Source organism: Qipengyuania sp. ASV99 (genome assembly GCF_047872805.1).
Lineage (GTDB): Bacteria > Pseudomonadota > Alphaproteobacteria > Sphingomonadales > Sphingomonadaceae > Erythrobacter.
Window position 1 is genome coordinate 172,021 of sequence record NZ_JBLQUK010000002.1, and the last position, 25,666, is coordinate 197,686.

Annotated in this window: 27 protein-coding genes; 19 read left to right on the top strand and 8 right to left on the bottom strand. The window is 62.1% G+C overall.

Annotation, left to right across the window (positions count from 1 at the left end; translation table 11 throughout):
• Nucleotides 1-21: 21 nt before the first annotated feature.
• From ACM64M_RS04740 to ACM64M_RS04760, 5 genes are all read right to left on the bottom strand, one after another.
• Nucleotides 22-1,200, bottom strand: a complete 1,179-nt coding sequence (locus ACM64M_RS04740; RefSeq protein ID WP_416227513.1) for a CCA tRNA nucleotidyltransferase — start codon at nucleotides 1,198-1,200, stop codon at nucleotides 22-24.
• A 109-nt stretch (nucleotides 1,201-1,309) separates the two neighbouring features.
• Entirely contained in the window at nucleotides 1,310-1,903 is a 594-nt protein-coding gene (locus tag ACM64M_RS04745) for a CoA pyrophosphatase (RefSeq protein WP_416227514.1), read from the bottom strand.
• Nucleotides 1,904-1,910: 7 nt separating this feature from the next.
• Complete coding sequence (locus ACM64M_RS04750) at nucleotides 1,911-2,471, bottom strand: DUF1285 domain-containing protein (RefSeq protein WP_416227515.1); 561 nt, start codon at nucleotides 2,469-2,471, stop codon at nucleotides 1,911-1,913.
• 46 nt (nucleotides 2,472-2,517) lie between these two features.
• The gene (locus ACM64M_RS04755) at nucleotides 2,518-3,051 is read right to left on the bottom strand and encodes a GNAT family N-acetyltransferase (RefSeq protein ID WP_416227516.1); all 534 of its coding nucleotides are present in this window, start codon (nucleotides 3,049-3,051) and stop codon (nucleotides 2,518-2,520) included.
• 40 nt (nucleotides 3,052-3,091) lie between these two features.
• Nucleotides 3,092-4,249: a PQQ-dependent sugar dehydrogenase gene (locus tag ACM64M_RS04760; protein WP_416227517.1), complete on the bottom strand. Its 1,158-nt coding sequence runs from the start codon at nucleotides 4,247-4,249 to the stop codon at nucleotides 3,092-3,094.
• Here ACM64M_RS04760 and ACM64M_RS04765 point away from each other — a divergent pair.
• Together ACM64M_RS04765 and ACM64M_RS04770 are read left to right on the top strand one after the other, a co-directional pair.
• Complete coding sequence (locus ACM64M_RS04765) at nucleotides 4,248-4,871, top strand: ribonuclease HII (RefSeq protein ID WP_416227518.1); 624 nt, start codon at nucleotides 4,248-4,250, stop codon at nucleotides 4,869-4,871. The genes ACM64M_RS04760 and ACM64M_RS04765 overlap by 2 nt on opposite strands.
• Before the next feature lie 27 nt (nucleotides 4,872-4,898).
• The gene (locus ACM64M_RS04770) at nucleotides 4,899-5,825 is read left to right on the top strand and encodes a sodium:calcium antiporter (protein WP_416227519.1); all 927 of its coding nucleotides are present in this window, start codon (nucleotides 4,899-4,901) and stop codon (nucleotides 5,823-5,825) included.
• On the opposite strand, the gene ACM64M_RS04775 is transcribed toward ACM64M_RS04770, so the two are convergent.
• Together ACM64M_RS04775 and ACM64M_RS04780 are read right to left on the bottom strand one after the other, a co-directional pair.
• Complete coding sequence (locus tag ACM64M_RS04775; protein ID WP_416227520.1) at nucleotides 5,818-6,354, bottom strand: hypothetical protein; 537 nt, start codon at nucleotides 6,352-6,354, stop codon at nucleotides 5,818-5,820. The genes ACM64M_RS04770 and ACM64M_RS04775 overlap by 8 nt on opposite strands.
• Complete coding sequence (locus ACM64M_RS04780) at nucleotides 6,347-6,745, bottom strand: LuxR C-terminal-related transcriptional regulator (protein ID WP_416227521.1); 399 nt, start codon at nucleotides 6,743-6,745, stop codon at nucleotides 6,347-6,349. The genes ACM64M_RS04775 and ACM64M_RS04780 overlap by 8 nt, the downstream gene beginning before the upstream one ends.
• A gap of 501 nt (nucleotides 6,746-7,246) precedes the next feature.
• Between ACM64M_RS04780 and ACM64M_RS04785 the strand changes: the two genes are divergently transcribed.
• The 3 genes from ACM64M_RS04785 to ACM64M_RS04795 all read left to right on the top strand — a co-directional run bounded on the left by ACM64M_RS04785 (nucleotide 7,247) and on the right by ACM64M_RS04795 (nucleotide 11,580).
• Nucleotides 7,247-8,398 carry a site-specific DNA-methyltransferase gene (locus ACM64M_RS04785; protein WP_416227522.1) on the top strand — a complete coding sequence of 384 codons (1,152 nt, stop codon included), beginning with the start codon at nucleotides 7,247-7,249 and terminating at the stop codon, nucleotides 8,396-8,398.
• A gap of 817 nt (nucleotides 8,399-9,215) precedes the next feature.
• Entirely contained in the window at nucleotides 9,216-10,331 is a 1,116-nt protein-coding gene (gene folP / locus ACM64M_RS04790; RefSeq protein ID WP_416227523.1) for a dihydropteroate synthase, read from the top strand.
• 70 nt (nucleotides 10,332-10,401) lie between these two features.
• Entirely contained in the window at nucleotides 10,402-11,580 is a 1,179-nt protein-coding gene (locus tag ACM64M_RS04795; protein WP_416227524.1) for an alkaline phosphatase D family protein, read from the top strand.
• Between the two features lie 37 nt (nucleotides 11,581-11,617).
• Here ACM64M_RS04795 and ACM64M_RS04800 read toward each other — a convergent pair whose 3' ends face one another.
• Nucleotides 11,618-13,012 carry a sigma-54-dependent transcriptional regulator gene (locus ACM64M_RS04800; RefSeq protein ID WP_416227645.1) on the bottom strand — a complete coding sequence of 465 codons (1,395 nt, stop codon included), beginning with the start codon at nucleotides 13,010-13,012 and terminating at the stop codon, nucleotides 11,618-11,620.
• Between the two features lie 363 nt (nucleotides 13,013-13,375).
• Here ACM64M_RS04800 and ACM64M_RS04805 point away from each other — a divergent pair, with 363 nt between their 5' ends.
• From ACM64M_RS04805 to ACM64M_RS04870, 14 genes are all read left to right on the top strand, one after another.
• A complete protein-coding gene (locus ACM64M_RS04805) occupies nucleotides 13,376-13,498 on the top strand; it encodes a hypothetical protein (RefSeq protein ID WP_416227525.1) in 123 nt (40 codons plus the stop codon).
• A 9-nt stretch (nucleotides 13,499-13,507) separates the two neighbouring features.
• Nucleotides 13,508-14,629 (top strand): NAD(P) transhydrogenase subunit alpha, encoded by a 1,122-nt coding sequence (locus ACM64M_RS04810; RefSeq protein WP_416227526.1) that lies wholly within the window; start codon nucleotides 13,508-13,510, stop codon nucleotides 14,627-14,629.
• A gap of 89 nt (nucleotides 14,630-14,718) precedes the next feature.
• Entirely contained in the window at nucleotides 14,719-15,096 is a 378-nt protein-coding gene (locus tag ACM64M_RS04815) for an endonuclease domain-containing protein (RefSeq protein ID WP_416227527.1), read from the top strand.
• Between the two features lie 3 nt (nucleotides 15,097-15,099).
• A complete protein-coding gene (locus tag ACM64M_RS04820) occupies nucleotides 15,100-15,381 on the top strand; it encodes an NAD(P) transhydrogenase subunit alpha (protein WP_416227528.1) in 282 nt (93 codons plus the stop codon).
• 107 nt (nucleotides 15,382-15,488) lie between these two features.
• The gene (locus ACM64M_RS04825; RefSeq protein WP_416227529.1) at nucleotides 15,489-16,952 is read left to right on the top strand and encodes an NAD(P)(+) transhydrogenase (Re/Si-specific) subunit beta; all 1,464 of its coding nucleotides are present in this window, start codon (nucleotides 15,489-15,491) and stop codon (nucleotides 16,950-16,952) included.
• Nucleotides 16,952-17,293 carry a hypothetical protein gene (locus ACM64M_RS04830; RefSeq protein WP_416227530.1) on the top strand — a complete coding sequence of 114 codons (342 nt, stop codon included), beginning with the start codon at nucleotides 16,952-16,954 and terminating at the stop codon, nucleotides 17,291-17,293. The genes ACM64M_RS04825 and ACM64M_RS04830 overlap by 1 nt, the downstream gene beginning before the upstream one ends.
• 65 nt (nucleotides 17,294-17,358) lie before the next feature.
• Nucleotides 17,359-18,561 (top strand): parallel beta-helix domain-containing protein, encoded by a 1,203-nt coding sequence (locus ACM64M_RS04835; RefSeq protein ID WP_416227531.1) that lies wholly within the window; start codon nucleotides 17,359-17,361, stop codon nucleotides 18,559-18,561.
• The gene (locus ACM64M_RS04840) at nucleotides 18,558-19,568 is read left to right on the top strand and encodes an SO2930 family diheme c-type cytochrome (protein WP_416227532.1); all 1,011 of its coding nucleotides are present in this window, start codon (nucleotides 18,558-18,560) and stop codon (nucleotides 19,566-19,568) included. Before ACM64M_RS04835 ends, ACM64M_RS04840 begins: the two co-directional genes overlap by 4 nt.
• Entirely contained in the window at nucleotides 19,565-20,539 is a 975-nt protein-coding gene (locus ACM64M_RS04845; RefSeq protein ID WP_416227533.1) for an alpha/beta fold hydrolase, read from the top strand. Before ACM64M_RS04840 ends, ACM64M_RS04845 begins: the two co-directional genes overlap by 4 nt.
• 114 nt (nucleotides 20,540-20,653) lie before the next feature.
• Nucleotides 20,654-21,358, top strand: a complete 705-nt coding sequence (locus ACM64M_RS04850) for an aspartate/glutamate racemase family protein (protein ID WP_416227646.1) — start codon at nucleotides 20,654-20,656, stop codon at nucleotides 21,356-21,358.
• Nucleotides 21,359-21,673: 315 nt separating this feature from the next.
• Nucleotides 21,674-22,843, top strand: a complete 1,170-nt coding sequence (locus ACM64M_RS04855) for a deoxyguanosinetriphosphate triphosphohydrolase (protein ID WP_416227647.1) — start codon at nucleotides 21,674-21,676, stop codon at nucleotides 22,841-22,843.
• Nucleotides 22,836-23,573 carry an NAD(P)H-binding protein gene (locus tag ACM64M_RS04860; protein WP_416227534.1) on the top strand — a complete coding sequence of 246 codons (738 nt, stop codon included), beginning with the start codon at nucleotides 22,836-22,838 and terminating at the stop codon, nucleotides 23,571-23,573. Before ACM64M_RS04855 ends, ACM64M_RS04860 begins: the two co-directional genes overlap by 8 nt.
• A 6-nt stretch (nucleotides 23,574-23,579) precedes the next feature.
• The gene (locus ACM64M_RS04865; RefSeq protein WP_416227535.1) at nucleotides 23,580-24,026 is read left to right on the top strand and encodes an ABA4-like family protein; all 447 of its coding nucleotides are present in this window, start codon (nucleotides 23,580-23,582) and stop codon (nucleotides 24,024-24,026) included.
• 73 nt (nucleotides 24,027-24,099) lie between these two features.
• Nucleotides 24,100-25,662, top strand: coding sequence for a long-chain-fatty-acid--CoA ligase (locus ACM64M_RS04870; protein WP_416227536.1), 1,563 nt, complete (start codon nucleotides 24,100-24,102; stop codon nucleotides 25,660-25,662).
• Nucleotides 25,663-25,666: the final 4 nt, after the last annotated feature.

Here is a 25,666-nt window from a genome sequence, read left to right on the forward strand (position 1 = left end):
GAGCTTAACGTGCACGGAAAGCTAATGGCGTGCGAGTTCGTCGGTCAGCATGGCCTCAATCCGGGCGTCATCGGGAAAACCTTCCGCCACCCAGCGGCGCTCGATGGTTTGCAGCAGCCGCGCCACCGCCGGTCCGGCGGCGACCCCGCGCGCAACAATGGCGCCGCCTTTAAGCGGGAATGTGGGCGGCTCCCAATCCTTGATCGCGCGCGCATCTGCACCCAGCAACAACAGCCGGTCGGCAGCCCAATCGCGCCCCAGATGATAGGCCAACGCCTGCGCAGCCTCGGCATCCGAACCAATCCGTTCCGCTGCCGAAATCAGCCGCGCGCGCTGCACCTTTGACAGCCGCAGCCGCGCCGCGACGCCCTCTGCCACATCGGCTGACGGGGGCAGCAGCGCGGCCAGACGGCGCAGTGCAACGGGGGGAAAGCCTTGCTCCGTCTCTGCCGCGATCAACCGCGCCAGCGCCGCGATCTGCGGTGCGCAGGCCTCTGGCAGGATCACCCCCAGCACCCCCGCCTTGTGCATCCGGGCGACTGTCGGTTGCGGACCCGGCAACGCCAGCAGTCCGAGCAATTCGCTGGCAATCCTCTCGCGGCTCAGCCCCTTCAGCGTGCTCGCCAGCGACGCGCAGGCTTCCTCTGCCCCGGCATCAAGTTCTGCCCCAAAGCGCGCCTGAAACCGGTAATAGCGCAGGATCCTTAAGTGATCCTCGGCAATCCGGTCGCGCGGGTTCCCGATAAACCGCACCCGCCGCGCCGCAAGATCATCAAGCCCGCCGAAATAATCCGATATTTCCAGCGTTTCGGGATGGGCGTAAAGCGCATTGATGGTGAAATCGCGCCGCGCCGCATCCTCGCGCCAATCGCTTGCAAAGGCGACCGTGGCGCGCCGCCCGTCGGTCGTCACATCGCGGCGCAAGGTGGTGACTTCGACCGGGCCATCGGCAAGGATCGCGGTGACCGTGCCATGATCGATCCCGGTCGGGACAGTGCGGATTCCGGCCTCTGCGCACAGGTCCATGACCCGTGCAGGCGGGTGGATGGTGGCGCAATCGACATCGTGCACCGCCATCCCGATCAGCGTGTCGCGCACCGCGCCGCCGACCCAGCGGATATGCTCCGCCCCCAGCGCCGCGGTAAGCGCGCGCAGCCCGTCGCGGCGGGGCCAGTCAGCAATTTCAAGATTTTGCAACATCGTAAACCGTTTGCCCTGAGCCTGTCGAAGGGCTGTCTTTCTGATTGATCCAAGCGCTACAGGAAAGTGCAGCCCTTCGACAAGCTCGGGGTGAGCGGGGTCGGATGTTTTAGCCCTGCCACGCAATCCGCCGCGACAGATTGGCGATGATCGCAGCGGTTACGCCCCAGATGCGATAGCCGTGATAATCCATTTCCAGATAGCGCCGCATCGCCCCGCGCCAGAACACTTCGTTGCTGGACCAGCTGCCGGGATCAAGCAGCAGCGTCAGCGGCGCTTCGAACCACGCCTCGACCTCGGCCGGGTTGGGGTTCAGCGTCAGGCCGGGCGGGATCACGGCCAGCACCGGGGTCACGTCAAAACCCGTTCCGGTGCGATAAAGGTCGCTGGTGCCGATGACGCGCACCGCGGCGCGCGGCAGCGCCAGCTCCTCTTCCGCTTCGCGCAGCGCGGCGGTTACCGCATCCTCGCCGGGATCAATTTTGCCGCCGGGAAAGGCGACCTGACCCGGATGATCGCGCATCCCGCGCGGGCGCTGGGTCAGGATCACCGTGGGTTCGGGCTGGTCCGTGACCGCGATCAGCACCGCCGCCGGGGTCTGGCGATCATCGGGAGCAAATTTCGCATCGCTGAGTAAATCGGGGATATCGCGCGCGTGCCCTTCTTCAAACAGCGCGCTTAGCCGGTCAAACAGATCGTTCATGCGCGCATCATGCCTTGAGCGAGAACAGCGCGCCCTGGCTGGACACGATCCAGTCCCCGCTTTCATCGGCGCCGCCCGTCTCCAGCGCGATCTCGGCCAATTGGGCGTAGGTTGATCGGTTCAACCGTGCCTCGCAGCCGCGCCTTACATGCAGATAAATCGCCGGAGTGTCGGGGTCGCCGGCCGCGCGCAGGGCATTGTCCGGCCCGGCGATCACCAGTTCATCGCTGCCCAGGCGAAAGGCAAGATCGCCGCCCTTTTGCACGCAATCGACCGCGATGAACGCGGCGTCATCGACTTCGATGCTGAGCTTTTCAAACGGAGTGACGAGCCAGTGCTGCCCGCTTTCATCGCGGGTGAGCAATCCCGAAAAGGCGCGCACCATCGCCGGGCGGCGGATCGGGCCGCCCTGATGAAACCAAGTGCCATCAGCAGCGATGCGCATCTCGCTATCGCCGGTTTTCTGCGGCGCCCACCCCTCAACCGGCGGCAATTTGCGCTGCGCCACCTGATCGGCGATTTCGGCCAGCGTTAGTTCGGCGAGGTAGGGGGGCGGTTCATAAGGCATGACTGGAAAACGCGATGGCAGAACCCGAGGTTCCGGGGAAGGCGGTTTATGCGCTCTCCCACGGCCCCAGCATCCCCTCGGCTGGCATTGCCGACAGCGCTGCGCCGCGCGCCAGCAGGCGGTGTTGGTCATAAGGGCCGGGGCAGCGCCAGCCGCCGGTTGCCGCCGCCGAAAAGCCCCAGCGCCCGTAATATTCAGTGTCACCGATCAACACCTGCGCCAGCGCCGCAGAGCCTTCGCGCACCATCCGTGCCTCAGCATCCAGCATTGCCGCCATCAATCCGATCCCGAACCCTTCGCCCTGCCGTTCGGGCAGCACCGCGACCGGGCCGACCATGACCAGCGGCACCGGGCGGCCATCCTTGCCTGTCAGCGCGATGGGATAGCATTGGATCGTGCCGACCAGCATGTCGTCCTCGTCCAGCGCGGCAAAACTGAACGCATCGAGCCAGTCCATCCCGGTGCGGATACGATACGCGGTGCGCGCGTGCCGATCTGTGCCAAACGCGCGGTCAAGCACCGCCTCGATCATGTCGGGCTGAACCGCCGAAAGCGGGATGAGTGTGGCGGTGTCGTTCATGGGAGCGCGCGGATAGGCGAGATTCTGCGCCCTGCCAAGCTCACATGCTGATGCGCAAGATCCGCCCGTCTTCGCCGTCCTCGGCCACGTAGATGCTGCCATCGGGAGCTTGCGCCACCGAACGCAGGCGGCCGCCGATTTCGTAACGGGCGACTTCGCGCGCGTTTGTCCCGTCGATGGCGACGTGGACCAGCGCCTGACTGGAAAGCCCGGCTATCAACGCATCACCCTGCCAATCGGCGAACATGTCGCCGGTGTAGAAAATCATGTCACCCGGCGCGATCACCGGGGTCCAATGGATTGCGGGCTTGGCAAAGCCATCATCCGCGCTGTGATCGGGGATCGGATCGCCGTTGTAATTGTCGCCGTAAGACCGCGTGGGCCAGCCGTAATTCGCGCCGCGTTCAACCAGATTCAATTCATCGCCGCCTGCCGGACCGTGCTCGACATCCCAAAGCCGCCCTTGCGCGTCCCAATCCATGCCCAGAATGTTGCGGTGGCCGTAGGACCAGATTTGCGGCGTCACTCCGCCCTGATCGGCGAAGGGATTGCCGGATGCGGGCGTCCCATCAAGTTTGAGCCGCACGATGGTGCCCAACGTGTTGCTCAAGTCCTGCGCGGGTGTCTGTTTTTGCCGGTCGCCGCTGGCGATGAACATATATTGTTCATCGGGAGAGAAGGTGATGCGGTGCGAATAATGCCCGCGCCCGTCAACCTTGGGCGATTGCCGCCAGATCACTTCGAGACCTGCGAGCGCGCAGGCGTCCATTTGTGGGCATTCAAGGGTCGCCTTTCCAACAGCCGCGCCGCGGGTGCCAGAATCGCCCATTTCGGCCCAGCTCAAATAGACCGTGCGCCCGTTCAGATCGCTGCCCGCCTCGCTTTCGAGGAACGCGACTTCGCCAAACCCGCCCTGACCGCCGTATGCGACCTCAGGCACACCCGCGACACTCCAGACCGCCTTGGTCCCGGTGTCCATCAGCTTGAGCGTGCCTTCCTTCTCGGTCACCGCGAGCATGTTTGTGCCGGGGATGAATTCGATCGCCCAGGGCCGGTCAAAGCTGCCCATTTCGGTCACAGACAGTTCGGCCGCGGCGGGGTCGCTGGCGGCGCTTTCCCCATTTTCCGCGCTGGCGCAGCTTGCGAGCGAGAGCGCACATAGGGACAAGGCGATGGATATTGGTGAAGGATGGTTCATGTCTCAGGTAACTCCTGAATTGGATTTCGGTGCCAGCCCGCTGGTGATCGGGGTTGACGAAGCGGGGCGCGGGCCATTGGCGGGGCCGGTGGTGGCCGCTGCCGTGGTGATGTCCACCCGGTTACCCGCTGGACTGGACGATTCCAAGAAGCTTTCGGCAAAGCGCCGCGCGGTGCTCGACGAAGGTATCCGCGCAGATTGCAACTGGGCGGTGGCGGTGATCGATGCCGGTGAGATCGACCGGCTCAACATCTTTCAGGCGACGATGGAGGCGATGACTTCCTGCGTCCTTGACCTGGCGGCGAAACTGCCGCGCGCGCCTGATATGGTCTTGATCGACGGCAACCAGACGCCCGAGCGGCGCTGCGCGCAGTGGCGCTGGCCCGCGCGCGCGATTGTCGGCGGCGACCGGATCGAGCCTGCGATCAGCGCGGCCTCGATCATCGCCAAGCAATGGCGTGACCGCCTGATGATCGAAGCCGCCGCCGCGCATCCGCATTACGGGTGGGAACGCAACATGGGATATGGCACGGCTGAACATATGGCGGCGCTGCGCGAATATGGCCCGACCCCGCTGCACCGCTATTCCTTTGCTCCGGTGGCACGTGCCGCCTTGCGATAGAAGCGCACTCGGGTAAACGCGCCTTCTATGCTTCAATCGATTCTGCTAATTCTGGGCGGCCTTGTCGGACTTGCGCTGGGCGGCGAATTGCTGGTGCGCGGTGCAGTGGGCATTGCGCAGAAACTGGGCGTTTCCACGCTGTTCACGGGCCTGGTGATCGTTGGCGCGGCGACCTCCATGCCCGAAATGGTGGCAAGCGTGCAGGCCGCGCTGGCCGGGTCGCCGGGGATTGCCTGGGGCAATATCGTCGGGTCGAATATCGCCAACACGCTGCTGATCCTCGGCGCATCCGCGATGGTCGCGCCGATTGTGCTGATCGGGATCGGGCGGCGCGATGCGGTCGTCGCCTTGATCGTGACGCTGCTGTTGTGGGCGCTGGCGCTGGCGCAGATCGGTGCGGTCTGGATCGGGATAGGCTTGCTGGTGTTGATCGTCGCCTATGTCGTGTGGCGCTATCGCCACCCCGGCGCTGTGCCTTTGGACGAGGAAGAGGATCACGGCCCACCGCCCGGCGGTGTGATCGCTTTCGGGCTTTTCGTGGTGGGCCTTGGTATTCTGGTGCTCGGCGGCGATGCGCTGGTGACGGGAGCCATCGCGCTGGCGACGCTGTTCGAGGTGCCCGACACGGTCATCGGCCTGACGATTGTAGCGGTCGGCACATCGCTGCCCGAACTCGCCGCCTCCATCGCGGCGGCGCTGCGCGGCAAATCGGGATTGGCGCTGGGCAATGTGGTGGGATCGAACATCTACAACATTCTGCTGATCGGCGGGGCGACCATGACCCTTGCGCCAATTGCGCTGCCAATGGAGCTTGCGGGACTGCAAATGGCGCTGCTCACCGCCAGCGCGGCGGGGCTGCTGGCGCTGCTGTGGTTCGCAGACCGCATTGGCCGGGTGCTGGGTGCGGTTCTGATCGCGGCATTTGCTGCGAATGTGGTTCTTATTTTTAGCTGACTGGCAGGGACACGGGCCGCCTGACCTGCCAGATCCAGTCGGCATAAACGCCGCGCTTGCGCCGAACATGGGCAATTTGCCCGGCCGTCAACAGGAATATCTGCAACCAACCTGGGCCGATTACCATCAGGGCGTAGACAAAGATCATCAGATCATCCGTGGTTGCGCGGATGACATGGCCCATGACGGCGACCACCTGAAGCGCGGCAATCCAGAATACGTATCGACGGTTTGCAATCAGGGCGAGGCCGACGAAACCGATCAGCAGCAACCCATCGACCAGAAACGAGTTCCAGTTCAGACCCGACCAGTCAGCCAGCGTGGCTTCGGGCGTGTTCTCTGTGTTGATCGACAAGTATCGGCTGAGTTCAGTGAGGACCAGCCACACGCTGATTGCGGCTTTTTCGGGGCCACCGCCCCACAGCAGCGCAGCGATAAGCAGGACAATCGTCCAGCTGCCCTGCAGGCCTATCCGCCATTCGCCTGTCGAGCGCAGGATGTTGAAAATCTCGCCGAAAAGCTCAGCCATTTGCGCTCATTGCATCGTTCAACGTGACGGCAAACTGCGTCAGCGCCAGAAAGGTGATCGCGAGCGTTAACGCCGCGAGGCAGATCGCGACCAGCCTGTAGAGCAAGGGGTGAGGTGTGTTGAGGACCTGCGGCACAAGGCTTTCATCGCCCGCGCCGGCTGCGTCGCTCAGATCCTCCGCCGTCTCCGACTGGGTCAGGCCTGTTTCCAGCGCCCTTTGATAGGCCGCGACGATTCCTGCCTGCGTGCCGACTTCAAAGCGATTCTTCAGTGCGCGGATGATCTGGTTGACCCGGCTTTCCGTCAAGTCGAGGTCGTCGGCAATCGCAGCAATCGTCATCCCCGCAAGGAGACGATCGGCAACCTCACATTGTCGCTGGGTAAGCTGCACCGGTCGAAGCGTCCAAAAAATTTCATATTGAAATCATAGTCTTAAGTATTTCTGCAGACTGTAGTGCAGAATTCTACAGATTGGCAACGATGTTGTTGCGCCGCAGAGCGTGATCACCCGAAGGGTCGCAGGGGAGATTGTTCACGCGAAGGCACAGGCTCTCCAGTCAGCGTTGCAAGTTTTGTCCGTGCTTTGGCAATACCTCGATCAACTCATCAATCTCCTCCGGGACGCTGACTGGATACCGCCGCGAAAGAAAATCGCGCGCCCCTTGCATAAGGCGCTCAGGCGAGTCCTTCGCGCAACACCACCCCATCTGGAGTCCGCTGGCGGCGAGAGGACTCAACATCTTGTGGGGTCACCTTTCGTTCCCCGCAGCCCTTAGTCCCCTTTACCAAGTGTTAACCATAAGTCCCGAGAATAAATGCGCTTGACGCGGGTGCTGCAAGGACTCATGCCTGTGGATAAGTTCGGCGCAAGCAATCACTTCGGGGCATTTCAATGGGCGTGATGGAAACACAGAAACTGCGGGCAAAGGCACCCGTGAAAGCACCGCAGGACATCCGCGCGCTGCTTCCGCTGGGACAGATCCTGCCGGGCGACTGTGTCGAGGCGATGCGTTCGCTGCCCGACAATTCCATCGACTGCGTGTTCGCCGATCCGCCCTACAATCTGCAACTCGGCGGCGATCTGAACCGGCCCGACGGGAGCCAGGTCGATGCGGTCAACGATCACTGGGACCAATTCGACAGCTTCCGTGTTTATGACGATTTTACAAAAGCATGGCTGACAGAAGCGAGACGTGTTCTTAAGCCCGACGGGTCGCTATGGGTGATCGGCAGCTATCACAATATCTTCCGCTGCGGCGCGATATTGCAGGATCTGGGGTTCTGGATCCTCAACGACATCGTCTGGCGCAAGACCAATCCGATGCCCAATTTCAAGGGCACGCGGTTCACCAATGCGCATGAAACGCTGATCTGGGCATCGCAGGGGGAAAAGGCGCGCTATCACTTCAACTATCGCGCGATGAAGACGCTGAATGATGAACTTCAGATGCGCTCTGACTGGGTGCTGCCGATCTGTTCGGGCGGCGAGCGGCTGAAGGAAGACGGCAAGAAGGCGCACCCCACGCAAAAGCCCGAGGCGCTGCTGTATCGCGTGCTGCTGGCGACGACGGAAAAAGGCGACGTGGTGCTCGATCCGTTCTTTGGCACCGGAACCACCGGCGCGGTGGCGAAACGGCTGGGCCGCGACTGGATCGGCTGCGAGCGCGAGGAATTTTATCGCGGCGTGGCGATGAAACGGATCGAAAAGGAACTGCCGCTCGACGAAAGCGCGCTCACCACCTTGCAAAGCGCCCGCACCGCGCCCAAGGTCGCGTTTGGCGCCGTGGTGGAAACCGGCCTGATCCCGCCAGGCACACAGGTGTTCGACAAGAAACGCCGCTGGATCGCCACCGTGCGCGCCGATGGGTCGCTGGAATGCGATGGCCCAAACGGTAAAATGTCGGGTTCAATCCACGGCCTCGGCAAAGACCTGCAAGGCGCGCCCAGCTGCAACGGCTGGACCTTCTGGCATTACGAGGTCGGCGGAGAAGTAAAGCCGGTGGATGCAGCAAGGGAATTGTACCGTCTGGCGAACGAGGATTGATCTTGCGCACCAGTCCGTAGCCTGAGCGAGGGACGAATAGCAGACGCTCTGCTAGCGACCCAAAGAAGCGGACAGTAGCGTTGGGTCGGACTTAGACTGGCCACTCTAAGAGGTATATGGTTCGCAATGAAATACCTCTCCCTGCTTCTCTCGGCTATGCTGCTTGCTTCATGCTCTGACGCGAACGTCGAGGTAGACCCTAAAAAAAGCTAAAACTGCCGCAGTGCTCGACTCCGATGATTGTCCAGCTTCCTCCATGGAAGACGTGACCATGGAGGAACAGCAGCCGATGGTAAATCTTTGCAGTTCCCTCCATCAAAGTCTGCGAGACTCTCAGTTCATCGTTCATGGCGGCGTTCGACCCGGCGTCGACGCGGGCGTATGGAATGGTCTGACTGAATTCGAAAAGGCGAAAGTTATGCTTTCTGCTGCTTGTCAGCAGTCCGCAGGTATCCCTGGTCCGCAAACGGTGACTGTCGTCGAGGCCGGTACGTCGAGCAGTCTAGCGAGCAAGACCGTGTGCGTCCGCGACCCCCTCCAAATCACCGAGTGATTCAGACCTAGACTAACCGTCCGCTCCCACCCCCAGAAACCGACGTTCATCCAACTTCTGCGTGGATCGAAAGCTGCCTCCCGCGCTGATTGCTTTAGCTGGCGCAGGACAGTGAACGGAGCGCGCGGTTCGGATTGTCCTACACGCTTTGTGCGCGCTATGCGGGTGGGATGAAAACAGCCCTTTCAACCTCCCGCGATTCCATACCCAGGACCGTGTTCCATGTGTTCCATCCTGTAGGGTTTGCCGATGGGAGATCAGCCGATGACTGCTAACGTCTATCTCCATCCCATTGCCCTCGCCGCGAGCCTTCAGGCGGTCGATGGCGACGCGATACGGCTGGCGGGCAGCATGGCCTATGCCAGCCGCTTTGCGCTGGTGGTGCGCGAAGGGGGCAAAGCCACGCAGCGCCTGCTGTTCGGGGCGCGCGGGTTCGATGCGGCGCTGACCAGTCTCGACGGTGCTTTGGCGGAAGAGGCGCAGCGGCAATGGGCCAACCTGCAAAAGGTGCATGCCCCGCTGCAATTGGGGGAGCGCACCATCCGCCTCGATCAGCCGCAGATCATGGGTGTGCTCAACGTCACGCCCGACAGCTTCAGCGACGGGGGTGAGTTCCTCGAACGTCCCGAAGCGGGCCGCGCGCATGCCGCCGCCATGCTGGAAGCGGGTGCGGCGGTGATCGACATTGGCGGGGAAAGCACAAGGCCCGGCGGCGCGGCGACATGGGAAGGGGATGAGATCGCGCGGGTGATCCCCGCGGTCGAGTATTGCGCCAGCATGGGCGCGGCGATCAGCGTTGATACACGCCGCGCCGGGGTGCTGGAGGCGGCGCTGGCGAGCGGCGCGCAGATGGCCAATGACGTGTCTGCCCTGCGGTACGATCCGCGCATGGTCGAACTGGTCGCCAAGGCTGCTTGCCCGGTGGTGCTGATGCACGCGCCTGGGGCGGGCGAGGACCTGCACGAAGGCGCAAGCTATGTTGATGTGGTAAGCGAAGTGTTCGACTTCCTCAAAGGCCAGCGTGCCCGCGCGATTGCAGGCGGCGTGGCAGAGGCGCGGATCATGCTCGATCCCGGCATCGGGTTCGGCAAGACACTGGCGCACAACCTCGCGCTGATCGGTGCGCTGCCGCTGTTCCATGCTTTGGGAAGCCCGCTGCTGCTGGGGGTCAGCCGCAAGCGGATGATCGGTGCATTGAGCCGCGAAGAGCCCGCGCACCTGCGGCTCGGCGGTTCGATTGCTTTGGCGATGCGCGGGATGGACGCGGGCGTCCACCTGCTGCGGGTGCATGACGTGCCCGAGACGGTGCAGGCGCGCAACGTGTGGCGCGGGCTGCGCGACGCGGCGCTCACCGATTTCAGCCAGCTTGCAGAAGGGTAGCGCCGCGCCGTCGCAATAGAGTCACTTGGGCGCGCCAGACAGCCGCGCAGCACTTAACAGGAGATCAGACATGCGCCTTCCCTTGATCCTCACCCTTGGCACTGCGCTGGTATCGCTTGGCCTTGCCGCGCCCGTGATGGCGGACGGACATGGGGAGCGCGCGGCCACTCCGGTGGCGGTGCCGCTGACGGCGGAGGAACTGCTCGCGCCCTACTACGCCCGGCTGCGCGAAACGGTGGAGATGCCCGAGGCTGGGCCAAATCCCGCGCTGGCGGCGGACACCAGGCTGACCCGCATCGCCTTTGGCAGCTGCAACCATCAATCGGCGAGCCAGCACATGTGGGAACAGATTGCGCGGCAGAACCCGCAGGCGTTTCTGATGATCGGCGACAATGTCTACGGCGACAATGCTTGGGACGGTGATGCGGGGCTGGAAAGCCTGCGCGCCGCCTATGCCGAACAAGCGGCGCATCCCGAATTCGCCAGCTTTCGCGCGCGGTTTCCGATGCTGGCAAGCTGGGACGATCACGATTTCGGACTCAATGACAAGGGCGCAAGCTTCCCGTTCCGCGGCTGGGCCGAGGAATTGTTCGAAACCTTCTGGAATTCCTCCGACGAAGTACGATCGCGCCCCGGCACCCATGACAGTGTGATCGTCGGTCCAGAGGGTCAGCGGCTGCAGATCATCATGCTCGACACGCGGTTTTTCCGCTCTGATCTGAAACGCATGCCATGGTCGGCCGAACGCCCGCCGCTGGGCATCTATCTGCCCGATGACAGCATGGGCGCGACGGTGCTGGGCGCAGCGCAATGGGCCTGGCTGGAGGCAGAGCTGGCAAAACCCGCCGACCTGCGGATCGTGGTGTCTTCGATCCAGATCATCACCGAGGCGCATGATTACGAAAGCTGGGAGAACTTCCCGCGCGAACGCACCCGCCTGCTGAATATGCTCGCGGCGCGCGAAGACAGCGGGATGGTGATGCTGTCGGGTGACCGCCATTCGGGCGGGATCTACAAGCTGGACCACGGCGGCGAGACCATGTGGGAACTGACCAGCTCTTCGCTCAATCTGGCGTTTGGCGATATCGAAGGCAACACCGCCCGCGAACCCGATCCCAAGCGGGTCTCGCCGTTCTTCGGGGTCGAGAATTACGGGCTGGTGGACATTGACTGGGAGGCGCGCGAGCTCACGATCACTTTGCTCGGTGCCGAGAGCCAGACCTACGCGCGGCAAAGCTTCGACTGGTAAGGATTGGTGTTGTTCCGAGCGCCACGCGCCGTCTGGATCAAGCCGCGTTGTCGATGCCGAGGTCGCTGAGTTTGCGGTAGAGCGTGGAGCGCCCGATTCCCAGCCGCCGCGCCACTTCGGTCATGCGACCGCGATAATGGCCGATGGCAAGGCGGATCACGTCGGCCTCGATCTCTTCCAGCGGGCGCAGGTTGCCGTCATCGGTGTAGAGCATGATGCCCACCCCGTCGTGCAGGCTTGTCCCGCCGCCCGCCTGCATCTCGCCCAGCATTTCGGAAAGCTGCGGGAAACTGTCAGCGGTCAACGTGTCGCCTTCGCAATAGACGGCTGAACGAAACAGCACCGATTGCAATTGGCGCACGTTGCCGGGCCAGTCATAGGCGCACAGCAGCGCCAACGCACTGTCCGACGCGGTCAGATGGGTCAGCCCCGGTTGCTCGCCAATCCGGGCGAGGAAATGGCGGGTCAGCGCCGGAATGTCGCCGGGCCGTTCACGCAGAGGCGGCAGGCTGATACGCGTTCCCCCCAACCGCTGAGCCAAAACCGGGTCGAACAGGCCGCCCTCTGCCAATTGCGACAGGCTGATATTGCTCGCCGAAAGCAGCCGGACATCGACACGAAATCCATGCGCCGCGCCAACCGGTCGGATGATGCCGCTGTCAAGCGCCTCGCGCAGGCGTTGCTGCACTCCGACATTCAGCCGGTCGATTTCATCAAGCACCAGCGTGCCGCCGTCGCAATGCTGCAGCGCACCGATCTGCCGGTCAAAGGCGCCGGGGAAAGCGTTGGGTTCATGCCCAAACAGCACCGATTCAATCGAGTTGGGCGGAACGCTGGCGATATTGATGATGCGCAGCGGGTCTTTCGCGCGCGGGCTGGCGGCGTGCATCGCGCGCATTAGCATTTCCTTGCCAGTGCCGCTTTCGCCTTCGATCAAGACATGTCCATGCGCGCGCGCGGCCTTGGCCGCCTGTGCCAGCGCGGTGCGGAATGGGGGCGCGGCACCGATCATCGCGTCAAAATCGAGCGCCGCGGACATTTTCTCGGTCAGCGGCGCAAGTTCATTGCGCGGTGCCTCTCGGGTGGTGACGCTGCGCAGCGCCTCCATCAGCCGGTCGGGGGAAACAGGTTTGACCAGATAATCGCTCGCGCCTGCGCGCATCGCTTCAACCGCGAGCAGCGGCGATGCGCTGGTGGTGAGCATCAGGATCGGCAGCGCGGGTCGGCGTTCCTTTAATTCCGCGATCAGCGAACAGGCATCATCGCCCGGCACCCATTGGTCGAGCAGGATTGCCGACAATTGCATGCCTTCACGCGTGCCGAGCATGGCAATCGCGGTTTCGGCATCGCCCGCGACAACCGTGCGCCAGCCTTCGCGTGCGGCGATCGCGGCGATAAGGCGGCTTTGCGCAGGCTCATCATCGATCAGCATAACGATCCGCGTTTCGGCGCGGACTTCGTCCTGCGCATCGAATTGCGGCTCGAGCGCTGAATCAGGGCGAGCATCCAACTGTGCCATAGATTCTGCCTTGATCCCTCCAACGCCCCTGCCATCAATCCGGGGGCAACCAAGCGATTCTGATAAAGCAGGCGGGTAAAGACGGGATTAAGGCTGTTGACGCGGACGGTCCGCTGTCCCGGCATGGCTATATGGTCACGGTCAGAGTGGGTATTTCTGCGCGCCTCGGCAATGGTGGCTTGAGCTAGTGCGGCGGCTCGGATACGAGCGTCCTATTCATTTCTTCAGGCATCAATTGCCGAACATGTCGCTAAACCATTCCCAGGGGGACACATCATGACAACGCATGACATTGACGATGCACGGTCAACCTATTCCGCATTCATGGGCACGCTCAAATGGGCGGTGCCGGTGATCGCAGTGATCGCTTTCATCGTCGTTTCCATGATCGCACCATAAGGAACCTTCGTGAAGATCGCTGTCCTTAAAGAACGCGGCGCGGGCGAAACCCGTGTTGCCGCAACGCCGGAAACGGTGAAGAAATTCATAGGTCTGGGCAATGAGGTGGCGGTCGAAAACGGGGCGGGTGACCATGCCTCTATTCCCGATGCCGCCTTTGCCGAGGTGGGTGCGGGCGTCGGCGATCTGGCCGCCACGGTCAAGGATGCGGACATTGTGCTGGGTATTCAGGCACCCGAAGTCGGGCTGCTGAAAGGTGCGAAGCCCGGTGCGTGGGTCGCGGCGCTTTACGATCCGTTTCAGAACGGCGCGCTGATCGAAGCCTATGCCAAGGCCGGGTTAGAGGCGCTGTCGATGGAGTTTATGCCGCGCATCACCCGCGCGCAATCGATGGACGTGTTGTCCAGCCAGTCGAACCTCGCCGGATATAAGGCGGTGCTGGCCGCCGCCGATGCCTATGGCCGCGCCTTTCCGATGATGATGACCGCCGCAGGCACGGTGCAGGCCGCGCGTGCCTTTATCATGGGCGTGGGGGTTGCGGGGCTTCAGGCAATTGCCACCGCCCGGCGGCTCGGCGCGCAGGTTTCGGCCACCGACGTGCGCTCCGCCACGAAGGAACAGATCCAGAGCCTTGGGGCAAAGGCGATCTTTGTCGAGAATGTCGCCGGGATCGAAGGCGAAGGCTCGGGCGGCTATGCCACCGAAATGAGTGATGAATACAAGACCGCGCAGGCCGAACTGGTGTCCTCGCATATCGCCAAGCAGGACATTGTCATCACCACCGCGCTGATCCCCGGACGCGCGGCCCCGCGGCTGATCACCGACGCGCAGATTGCTTCGATGAAGCCCGGCAGCGTGATCTTCGATCTCGCCGTGGCGCAGGGCGGCAATGTCGAAGGATCGGTGGCGGATCAAACCGTGGTCAAGCACGGCGTGAAGATCATCGGCTTTTCCAACACCCCGGCGCATCTCGCCGCCGACGCATCGGCGCTGTTCGCGCGCAACCATTTCAACTTCCTCAGCGCCTTCTGGGACAAGGAGGCGGGGCGTCCCGTGCTCGACGAGGAAATCGGCGCTGCGATCCGCCTGACGCAAGGCGGTGCGGTGGTGAACGAGAGGGTGTTGGGGTGATTACTGGCTGCCACGAGCCTCCCCGGAACGGGGAGGGGGACCGCGCGCAGCGTGGTGGTGGGGACTCGCGGTTCGTCGCAAGGCCCGAGGTGATCCGCGCACGCAAACTTCGTAAGGACATGTCTCTGCCAGAGCGGACCTTGTGGCAATTGCTGCGTCAGCGTCCGGGCGGGTACAAATTCCGCAGGCAACACCCGATTGGCCCTTATGTGGTCGACTTTTGCTGTCTGTCCGAGCGTTTCGTCGTCGAGGTCGACGGCAGTGCGCACAACAATATTGACCGTGCCAAGTTTGATGATCGGCGCGTTTCATTTCTGAAAGAAAACGGGTTCAGGGTTTTGAGGGTTCCGGCGCAGCGCGTGTTGCGCGATGCGAGCAACGCGGCGCAAGCCATCGTTGCGCGCGCGGCGAGTCCCCTCCACCAGCCTGCGGCTGGTCCCCCTCCCCGTGCCGGGGAGGCTAACTAGACAATGGACTTCATTTCAATCCTCTCGATCTTCGTGCTGGCGTGTTTCGTCGGCTATTACGTGGTCTGGTCGGTCACCCCGGCGTTGCACACGCCGCTGATGGCGGTCACCAACGCGATTTCTTCGGTGATTATCGTTGGCGCGCTGATCGCGGCGGCGGAGGCGGAGAACCCGATTGCCAAATATCTCGGGCTGGCCGGAGTGGTTATGGCAAGCATCAACATCTTCGGCGGGTTTGCCGTGACCGAGCGCATGCTCGCGATGTACAAGAAGAAGGAGAAGTGAGGATGAGCTTCGCCCTTCCCCTTTCGTCATTGCGAGGAGCCGCAGGCGCCGTGGCAATCCAGAGAGGCAAGCGCCCATTCGCTCTGGATTGCTTCGCTGCGCTCGCAATGACGGCCTTGTTTGCCACACCGGCCCACGCGGCGGGCAATGCAGGCAGCACACCTGCTTGGGCGATGCTCGCCTATCTGGCGGCGGGCGTGTTTTTCATCCTCGCGCTGCGCGGGCTTTCCAGCCCTGCGACCAGCCGGGCTGGCAACCGCAACGGTATGATCGGCATGGCGCTGGCGCTGGTGACCACACTGGTAACCCATGACATCGCCAATATTGTCGAGATCGGGATCGCCATCCTGCTTGGCGCGATCGTTGGGGTGACGGTCGCGCGCAAGATCGCGATGACCGCCATGCCCGAACTGGTGGCAGGTTTTCACAGCCTAGTTGGGCTTGCAGCCGTGGTGGTGGGGCTGGCTGCATGGCTCAATCCCGGCGCGTTCGGGATTGTCGATGCGCAGGGTCAAATCCTCGCGGTCAGCCGGGTGGAACTGGGTCTGGGCATTGCCATCGGAGCGATCACATTCTCGGGTTCGGTGATCGCTTTCCTCAAACTGTCTGGCCGGATGAGCGGTTCGCCAATCATGTTGCCGGGGCGGCATGTCATCAACCTCGGCACGTTGGCCGCGATTATCGCCTTGATCGGAGTTTACACCGTTTCGCCTGAGGGCGGCGCGGGCGAGGGTTATCTGATTATCGCCGTTACGGTGCTGGCCTTTATGATCGGATTTCTGCTGATCATCCCCATCGGCGGGGCAGACATGCCGGTGGTGGTGTCAATGCTCAACTCCTATTCGGGCTGGGCGGCAGCGGCGATGGGTTTCACGCTGGGCAACAGCGCGATGATCATCACCGGGGCGCTGGTCGGTTCTTCCGGCGCGATCCTCAGCTATATCATGTGCCGTGCGATGAACCGCAGCTTCATCAGTGTGATCGCGGGCGGGTTTGGCGGTGACAGCGGCGGCGGCGCGGGCGGTGAAGCGCGCGAACAACGCCCCTACAAACAGGGCAGCGCCGAAGACGCGGCCTATATGCTCGAACAGGCGGAATCGGTCATCATCATTCCCGGTTACGGCATGGCCGTGGCGCAGGCCCAGCACGTGCTGCGCGAAATGGGCGACAAGCTCAAGGAGAAGGGCGTTGAGGTTAAATATGCCATCCACCCGGTTGCGGGCCGGATGCCGGGGCACATGAACGTGCTGCTCGCCGAAGCCAGCGTGCCCTATGACGAGGTGTTCGAGCTTGAGGATATCAATTCCGAATTTTCGCAATGCGATGTCGCCTTTATCATCGGCGCGAATGACGTGGTGAACCCTGCGGCCAAAACCGACAAGGCTTCGCCCATTTACGGCATGCCGGTGTTCGATGTAGACAAGGCGAAACAGGTGTTCTTCATCAAACGGTCGATGGGCGGCGTCGGCTATGCCGGGGTGGACAATGACGTGTTCTACATGCCGCAAACCGTCATGCTGCTCGCCGATGCCAAGAAAATGGTCGAAGGCATTGTGAAAGCGCTCGATTGATGCGCAAGCTCGTGTTCGGCACGCTGGTGCTGGCGCTCTTGGCGGGCATTGCCGTGCAGACCGGCATGGCGCGGCCGCTGGTCAAATGGCAGGTTGAACGCTCGCTCGTGCAATCGGGTATGTCGGAAAACCGCGCCGAATGCATGGCCGGGCGCATGGCGGACCGGCTTTCGGCATGGCAGCTTTATCAATTGCAGCAGAGCATGGCAGCACAAGAAGGCGAGCCTGAGGCCGGATACGGCCTTGGCGAATTGGTGAAACGCCTGCGCCGGGTGGGGGACAGTGAAAGCGTCGCGGTCGTCACCACCAGCGCCGGATTATGCGCCGCCGGGATCGGATAGAGCGCGAACCGCTTGCCATCCTCCCTCCCAATGCGGCACAAGTCGGGCTGAAGAGGGAGAACATCATGACCAGACTGCCAATTTCGCAGCTGACCGCAGCCGCGATCCTGCTGGCATCCGCCGCGCCCGTCTGGGCTGAGGTGCACACGATAACGCCGGGCGAAGGCGCGCAGGAACGCTTGCAAGAGGCGTTGATTCTGGCTGAGCCGGGGGATGAGATCGTGCTGGAGGCCGGGCGCTATGCGCTCACCGACGGGCTCAGTCTGGATGTTGACGGGGTGACCGTGCGCGGCTCGGGCATGGACGGGACCGTGCTCGATTTCACCGCGCAGGCAGGCTCGGGCGAGGGGCTGCTGGTGACCGGCGATGATGTCACCCTGCGTGATTTCGCGTTGGAGAACCCAAAGGGCGACGGGATCAAATCCAAGGGCGCGGACAACATTGTTTACTACCGCATCCGCGTGACATGGACCAATGGTCCGGACGCGGGCAACGGCGCGTATGGGATCTACCCGGTTGAAAGCACCGGCGTCCTGATCGACGGAGCAAAGGTAACCGGCGCGTCTGATGCGGGCATCTATGTCGGTCAGTCGAACCGCATCACCGTGCGCAATTCCATCGCTGAGGCCAATGTCGCCGGGATCGAGATTGAGAACAGCCGCAATGCGCTGGTCGAACACAATATCGCCACCCGCAACACCGGCGGGATCCTTATTTTTGATCTGCCCGGCCTGCCGGTGATGGGCGGCGGCAATGTGATCGTGGCGAACAATCTGGTGGTCGCCAACGACACGCCCAATTTCGCACCCCCCGGCAATATTGTCGCAGGCGTGCGGCGCGGCACCGGGATCATGGTGATGGCCAATGACAAGGTTCTGATCGAGAACAACATCCTTCAGCAAAACCCGACTGCTCCGATCATGGTGATCGCCTATACGCAGGCGTTTGATGACGAGCGCTACAACCCGTTGCCGCGCGAAGTGACTCTCGGAGCGAACACTTACGGTGTTGGCGGCAATGAACCGCAGCTTGAAGGCGCTGACATGCTTCTTGCAGCGTTTGGCGGGGCCTTGCCGCCGGTGCTGTGGGATGGGCTGGGCAGCCTTTCTGCCGTGGAGGGTACCAGCGGCTGGTCGCTGAATTTAGCCGAACCGGGCAAAGGGCTGGGCGGGGCGCAGCCATCGCCGCTGACGGTGCCCGAACCTGCCGGAGAATTCGACCGCAGCGGCATCGGCGCGCCTGCCGAACTGGATGAACGCATCGGATGAAGCGCGCGGCGGCTCTGGTTCTGGCGATCTCTATGCTGGCCGGGTCGATTGGCGTCCGGGCTACTGCGACTATGCCGCTTTCGGTGAACAACGGTGCGATTCTGGCCGGAATGCCGGGCCGTTTGGCTGAGTTTGGGTTTTTTACCGATGACGGCGCGCGGGCACCCCGCAGCGATCTCATACCATACGAACTCAACACTCCGTTGTGGTCGGATGGGGCGGACAAACTGCGTTATATCTACCTGCCCGAAGGCGGCGTGATAGCGGCAGATAAAGACGGGCTGCTGCAATTCCCGGTCGGCACCGCGATCATCAAGACTTTTGCATTCGGGCAGGGCGCGGATCAGCGTTACATCGAAACCCGCGTGCTGCTCCACCGCGCGGATGGTTGGACCGCGCTGCCCTATCGCTGGAACGCGGAGCAGACCGAGGCGAGGCTGGCGCTGGCCGGCGGACGGTTGCCGATCACCGGACCCGATGGCGAAGAATTCAGCTACCGGATACCCAACAAGAATCAGTGCAAAGCCTGTCATTCTCTGAATGGTGAAGTGATCCCGATTGGGCCAAAATCGCGCAATCTTGCGCCTGAATTGTTACAGCAACTCGCGGCAAGAGGCGCGCTGGATACAGATCCACAGGTTGCGCTGCCTCTGCCGCAGTGGCGCGATGCTTCCGCCAATACCGCCGCGCTTGCCCGCGCCTATCTCGATGTGAATTGCGCGCATTGCCATCAGCCCGGCGGGGGAGCGTCCAACAGCGGGCTTGATTTGCGCTGGGAGCAGGACGATCCCTATGCCTTTGGTGTCAACAAGCCCCCGGTCGCGGCAGGCCGCGGGGCGGGCGATCTGCTGGTGTCGATCAAGCCGGGCGATCCCGATGCCTCGATCTTGGTGCACCGCATGAATTCCAATGATCCAGGCGTGGCGATGCCTGAACTGGGCCGCTCCACAGTGGATCACAATGCGGTTGCGGTGATGCGCGCATGGATAGCAGGGATGCCAGAATGAAATGGTTTTTGCGTGCTTTGGGTGTGCTTGTCGCTCTGATCGTGATCGCTTTTCTGGTGTTTCGTACGCCCGACACTGACCCGGCAGAGATGCGCGCCAAATACGGCGGGCCGCCATCGCAATTTATAGCGATTGGCGATGGCGTGACCGTGCACTTGCGCGACGAGGGGCCGAAAGATGCGCCGGCGATCCTGCTGCTGCATGGTTCAAACGCCGACCTCCACACTTGGGAGCCGTGGGTGACAGGCCTTTCGGACAGCTATCGCATCATCCGCTTCGATCAGGTTGGTCATGGCCTCACCGGTCCTGATCCCGCGCATGATTATTCGACCGAGAATTTCACTACGGATATCAATGAAGTGGCCGATGCGCTGGGACTGGAGGACTTCTTCCTTGGCGGCAATTCGATGGGCGGGAAGCACGCGCTTGCCTATGCGCTTGCGCATCCCTACCGCGTCGCCGGGCTGATCCTTGTAGATGCCGGGGGCAGTCCCATGCGCCAGATCAAGGATAAAGATGATGGTGGGGGCAACATCGGATTTGCCATCGCCAGAACGCCGGGGATCAACCAGATCGCCGAACAGATCACTCCGCGCGCTCTCATTGCGCAAAGCCTTGACCAGAGCGTTTCGGTCAAGTCGGTGGTCACCGAGGCGGCGATTGACCGCTATTGGGAGTTGCTGCGCTATCCCGGCAACCGCGCTGCAACCATGGCGCGTTTCAGCAGCGAATACGATCCCTTGTCAGAGGCTGAGGTCGCATCAATTGACGTTCCGACGCTTATCCTGTGGGGGGCAGAGGATCGGCTGATCCCGGTGTCGGCGGGTGAATGGCTTGACCGGCACATCGCCAATTCAACGATGATCAACTACCCCGGTATTGGTCATCTGCCACAGGAGGAAGCGCCCGAGGCGACGATTGCCGATGTGCGCGAATGGCTGGTATCGCAGCAGAAAGAACCTGCCGATTAAGCTGAAATAAACCATCCAAGCGGTTATTTCTGCAACACAATTCGCGGCCTATGGACGCGGGGCGCAGTTCGTCGCTACACCGTTTGTGCGGTGCACACAGAATCGGGGACGACCTTGCGAAAACTGGGACTAATCGGCGGCATGAGCTGGGTGTCGACCGGTATGTATTACGACCGGATCAATCGCATCGTGCAACGCCGGGCCGCGCCCATGGCCAGCGCGCCCTTGCTGATCGAAAGCCTCGATTTCTGCCAGCTCTATGCTCTGCGCGAAGATCGCGATTGGCAGCGCGCCAGCGGTATCTTGATGGAAAGCGCCAAGCGTCTCGAAGGGGCAGGGGCTGAGGCCCTCATTATCGGCGCGAATTCGATGCACAAACTCTACGATGATGTCGCGGGTGCGGTGAACATTCCGATCCTGCACATCGCTGATTATGTCGGGCTGGCGCTTAAATCGGCGGGTTACAAGAGTGCGGCCTTGATCGGGACGCGCAACGTCATGACCGAAAGTTTCTATCGCAAACGGCTGGTCGCACATGGTATTGATCTTTTGCCGCCCAACATGACCAATGTCGAAACGTTGGACCGCATCATCTATGACGAATTGATGGTGGGCAAAGTGACCCGCGATGCGCAGCGCGCAATGAAGACGATCATCACCAACAAGGCGCAGGAAGGGGCCGATTCGATCGTGCTGGCCTGCACCGAACTGGATCTGGTCGTTGACGTGGATGCCAATGTCCTGCCCGTGTTTGATTCGACCCGGATTCACTGCGAAGCGGCCGCCAACTGGATATTGGAACAGGAAGTCGTGGGTTAATTCTCCACCTGCCTCTCACAGAGAACGGCTTGCCGCATTGACCTGTTGGTAAGGGTGTATTCCATAGTCCCGGCCTCTAAGGGCCGCTCGTGAATTTGTCATCGAAAAGTAACAGACAAGTTCCGGGTCTTCGGGTCGCACCGAATGACCCAAGAGCTGCAAAAGCTCTTGGGACCGCTCACCACCCCCCCCATTGCACCCGGTGAGCGGTCCCTTTTTTTGGTCCTCCTGCCGCTATCCACCTATATCCGGCAAAGTTGCCCGTCTGTTCCCGTTGAGCCGTCTGCTGCGCTGTCATAAGCCGTGCGCGTGACTATGCGTGCACCCTATGCTGCTGATGCTGACGCCCATGGCGGCAGGGAATTTGGCGCTGCGACCGCTGCCGGACCCGGCGAAACGCGCGGACCCCGCAGCGATTTTCAGCGCGACCGCGACCGCATCATTCATTCGATGAGTTTTCGGCGGCTGAAATCGAAAACGCAGGTCTTTATCGCGCCAGAGGGCGATCATTATCGTACCCGCCTGACCCATTCCATCGAAGTCGCGCAGGTTGGCCGCGTGCTCGCCCGTGCGCTGGGACTGGACGAGGATCTCACCGAAGCCCTGTGCCTCGCGCATGATCTCGGCCATCCACCGTTCGGCCACGCAGGGGAGGCGGCGCTGTCCGAAGCCATGGCGCGCCATGGCGGATTTTGCCACAATGCGCAGGCCTTGCGCACGGTGATGCGCCTGGAAAGCCCCTATCCCGAACACGACGGGCTCAACCTCACATGGGACCTGCTCGAAGGGCTGGCCAAGCACAACGGTCCGGTGGCAGCGCCCAATTGGGCGCTGGCGCAGCTGGACGAGGCATACCCGCTCAGCCTCGGCACATGGCCCTCGCTTGAGGCGCAGATTGCGGCGGTGTCGGACGATATCGCCTATGATAATCACGACATAGACGACGGGCTGCGCGCCGGTTTTCTGGACCTGGACGATCTGCTGGAACTGGATTTTCTCGCACAGCAATGGCGAGCGGTCGAAAAGCGCTTTCCCAATGCACCCAGAGATCGGCAATTGCGCGAATTGATCCGCGACCAGATTGGATTGATGGTGAACGACGTGCTCGATCATTCGCGCGCCAACGCAAATGATTTCGGATCGGTCGCGCAAATCCGCGATGCCGGACGGCAGATCGCGGGTTTCTCCCCGGCAGTGGCGCAGCACGAGCGCGCGCTAAAGGCATTTATGTACAAGCGACTCTATTATCACCCTGAACAGGTCAGCGCGGCTGAACGCGCGCGCGATGTCATTGCCAGGTTGTTCGCAGCCTATTCACAGGACCACCGATTGATGCCGGAAGAATGGCAAGGCCGATTGCCTGCCACCGAACCCGGACGCAGCCGCGTTATTGCTGATTTCATCGCCGGGATGAGCGATCGCTTCGCCATTCAAGCCTGTGAGGCGATCTATGGCGAGAGGCCAATGGGGCTGTCGAATGTCTGATACTGACCCGCCTGCAAAATCGCCGGTGCGGATCGGATTGGTGGGCGCGACCGGTATGATCGGGCGCCGCCTGATCGAGATTTCCAGCGCCGGGGACGAGGCAAGAATTGTCGGCATTGCCCGGCGCGAGGTGGAATTGCCCAAGGGCGCGCGGATCGAAATGTTTGTCGCGGAAACCGGCAAGTGGGGCGAAGTGCTGGAAGCGGTGCGCCCGCGCGCCTTGATCTGCGCATTGGGAACCACCTGGAAAAAATCGGGCCGCGACGAAGCGGCGTTTCGCGCGGTCGATCACGATCTCGTGCTCGCCACCGCAAAAGCGGCCCAGCGGGCGGGGATTCCCAACATGGTGCTCGTCAGTTCGGCGGGCGCCGATGCACATTCCAAAAACCTCTATCTGCGCACCAAGGGCGAGGTGGAACTCGAAGTGTCCAAGGTCGGTTTCAAACGGCTCGACATCATCCGGCCCGGTCTGCTGCGCGGGGACCGGCAAGGCGAGCTGCGCCCACTCGAAGCACTGGCGCGGTTTGCCAGTCCCCTGATCGACCCGATGCTGCCCGCCAAATGGGAGGTGTACCGTTCGGTCGATGCCGATCTGGTCGCAGAAGCTGCGCTGGGGTTGGCAATGCGCAAGGCGGCGGGGCGGTTTACCCACGATAATGAAGCGATGAAGCGAGCGGCGCGCGAATGGCGGGTAAAATCGCACGCACCGCTGGTGGAACTGGAGGAATAAGCGGCGATGGAACCGGCATTTGTGTTCAAGGCGATCAATATCCTCGCGCTGGTCGCTTGGGCGGCGTTGATCCTGTTGCCGCGTTGGCCCGCGCTGCATTCGGCGCTGACCTATCTTGGCGTCGGGCTGTTATGCCTGATCTATTCGGGAGGCCTTATCGGGGTGCTGAGCGCCCTGATTCCAGCGGGTGAAGGGGGGGCGAATTTCGATTCCATTGCCGGGGTGCGCGCGATTTTCGCCAGCGATGTCGGGGTCGTGGTCGGCTGGACGCATTACCTCGCGTTCGATCTGTTCGTCGGGCTTTGGATTGCGCGTGACGGCGATGCGAAAACCATATCGCGGTTCATTCAGGCACCGGTCCTGTTGGCGACTTTCATGGCAGGCCCGCTGGGGCTGGGTGCGTGGCTGCTGATCCGCGAACCGGCGGCGCGCCGGGCAGGCCGTTTTAAGTAAGTCCTGACCCTAGACCTGCACGCCGCAAGATGCTTAACCTGACCGAAAAGCGCATTGGGGAGAATGCAGGCATATGGCGAGCGAAGCCTACCACGATTTTGAGACCTTTGACGAAATCCTGAACTTCTGGGCGGACAAGCGTCCCGGTGGGCCCGCTTTTGAACAAGATGACCGCGTAACATCCTATGCTGAGGTGGATGATCTGACGCGGCGGCTTGTTGCGCTGTTTCAAGCGCATGGAATCGCCAAGGGTGACCGGATTGCGTGGCTCGGTAAGAATTCTGACCGTTACTGTCTGCTTTATATGGCGGCGGCACGAATGGGCGCGGTGATGGTGCCGATTGGCTGGCGGCTGGCCTCGCCTGAAGTGGCCTATATCCTGACCGATACCGGCGCAAAGCTGCTGTTTGCGGGCGCGGAATTTGCAGAGGTCGCAAATCAGGTTGCGGCAGATGTCCCGGCCAAACCGGCGGTGATCGAGGCGGAGGCGGCGATCCGCGAAGCGCGAAAGCTGGATCCGGCGCGCTATGACCCGCCGGGCAAAGACGAACCAATCCTTCAACTTTACACCAGCGGCACGACCGGCAATCCCAAGGGCGCGGTGCTGTCCAATGGCAATCTGCTGGGCCTGCGCAATCCGGGCAATGCGGCGCAATTGCCGTGGAATTTCTTTGACGATGGCGATTGCATGCTTGTCGCCATGCCCTGCGCGCATATTGGCGGCACAGGGCTCGTCAATATTGGCCTCGCCAATGGCATAAGGGTGCTGTTGCAGGCCGAATTTACCCCGGTTGGTGTGCTTGAAGCGATTGAGAATGGCGCAACCCATATGTTCATCGTGCCCGCCGCGCTGCAAATGGTGGTGCAGCATCCACGCGCGCCCGACACCGATTTCTCGCACTTGCGATACATGATGTATGGTGCTGCGCCGATGCCGCTGGAACTGCTGAAGGAAGCGGTGCGGACCATGCCCAACGCCAATTTCCTGCAAGCTTACGGGATGACAGAGACCAGCGGAACTATCTCGATCCTGCCCCCCGATGACCACGAGCTCGGCGGCAATGAACGGATGCGTTCGGCAGGCAAGGCGGTGCCGGGGGCGGAAATCGAAGTGCGCGGACCGGATAACAAGGAAGTCGCTCGCGGCGAAATTGGCGAAGTCTGCATCCGATCCCCTTCGAACACATCAGGCTATTGGCAACTGCCCGAAGCGACCGCCAAGACCATCGACCCCGATGGTTGGTTGCACACGGGCGATGCCGGGGTGATGGACGATGATGGCTATGTCTATATTCAGGACCGGATCAAGGACATGATCATCTCCGGCGGTGAGAACGTCTATCCGGCAGAGGTCGAAAACGCGATTTTCGGCCATCCGGCGGTGGCCGAGGTTGCGGTGATCGGCGTGCCGAGCGACAAATGGGGTGAAGAAGTCAAGGCCTGCGTCGTTGCAAAGCCGGGGGCGAGCATCGATGAAGGCGAAATCATCGCCTATGCCCGCGAACGCATCGCCGCGTTCAAGGCTCCCAAAAGCGTCGACATCATCCCTGTTATGCCGCGCAACGCCTCTGGCAAGATCCTGCGCCGGCAATTGCGTGCGCCCTATTGGGAGGGCCGCGACCGGCAGGTTTCGTGATCGG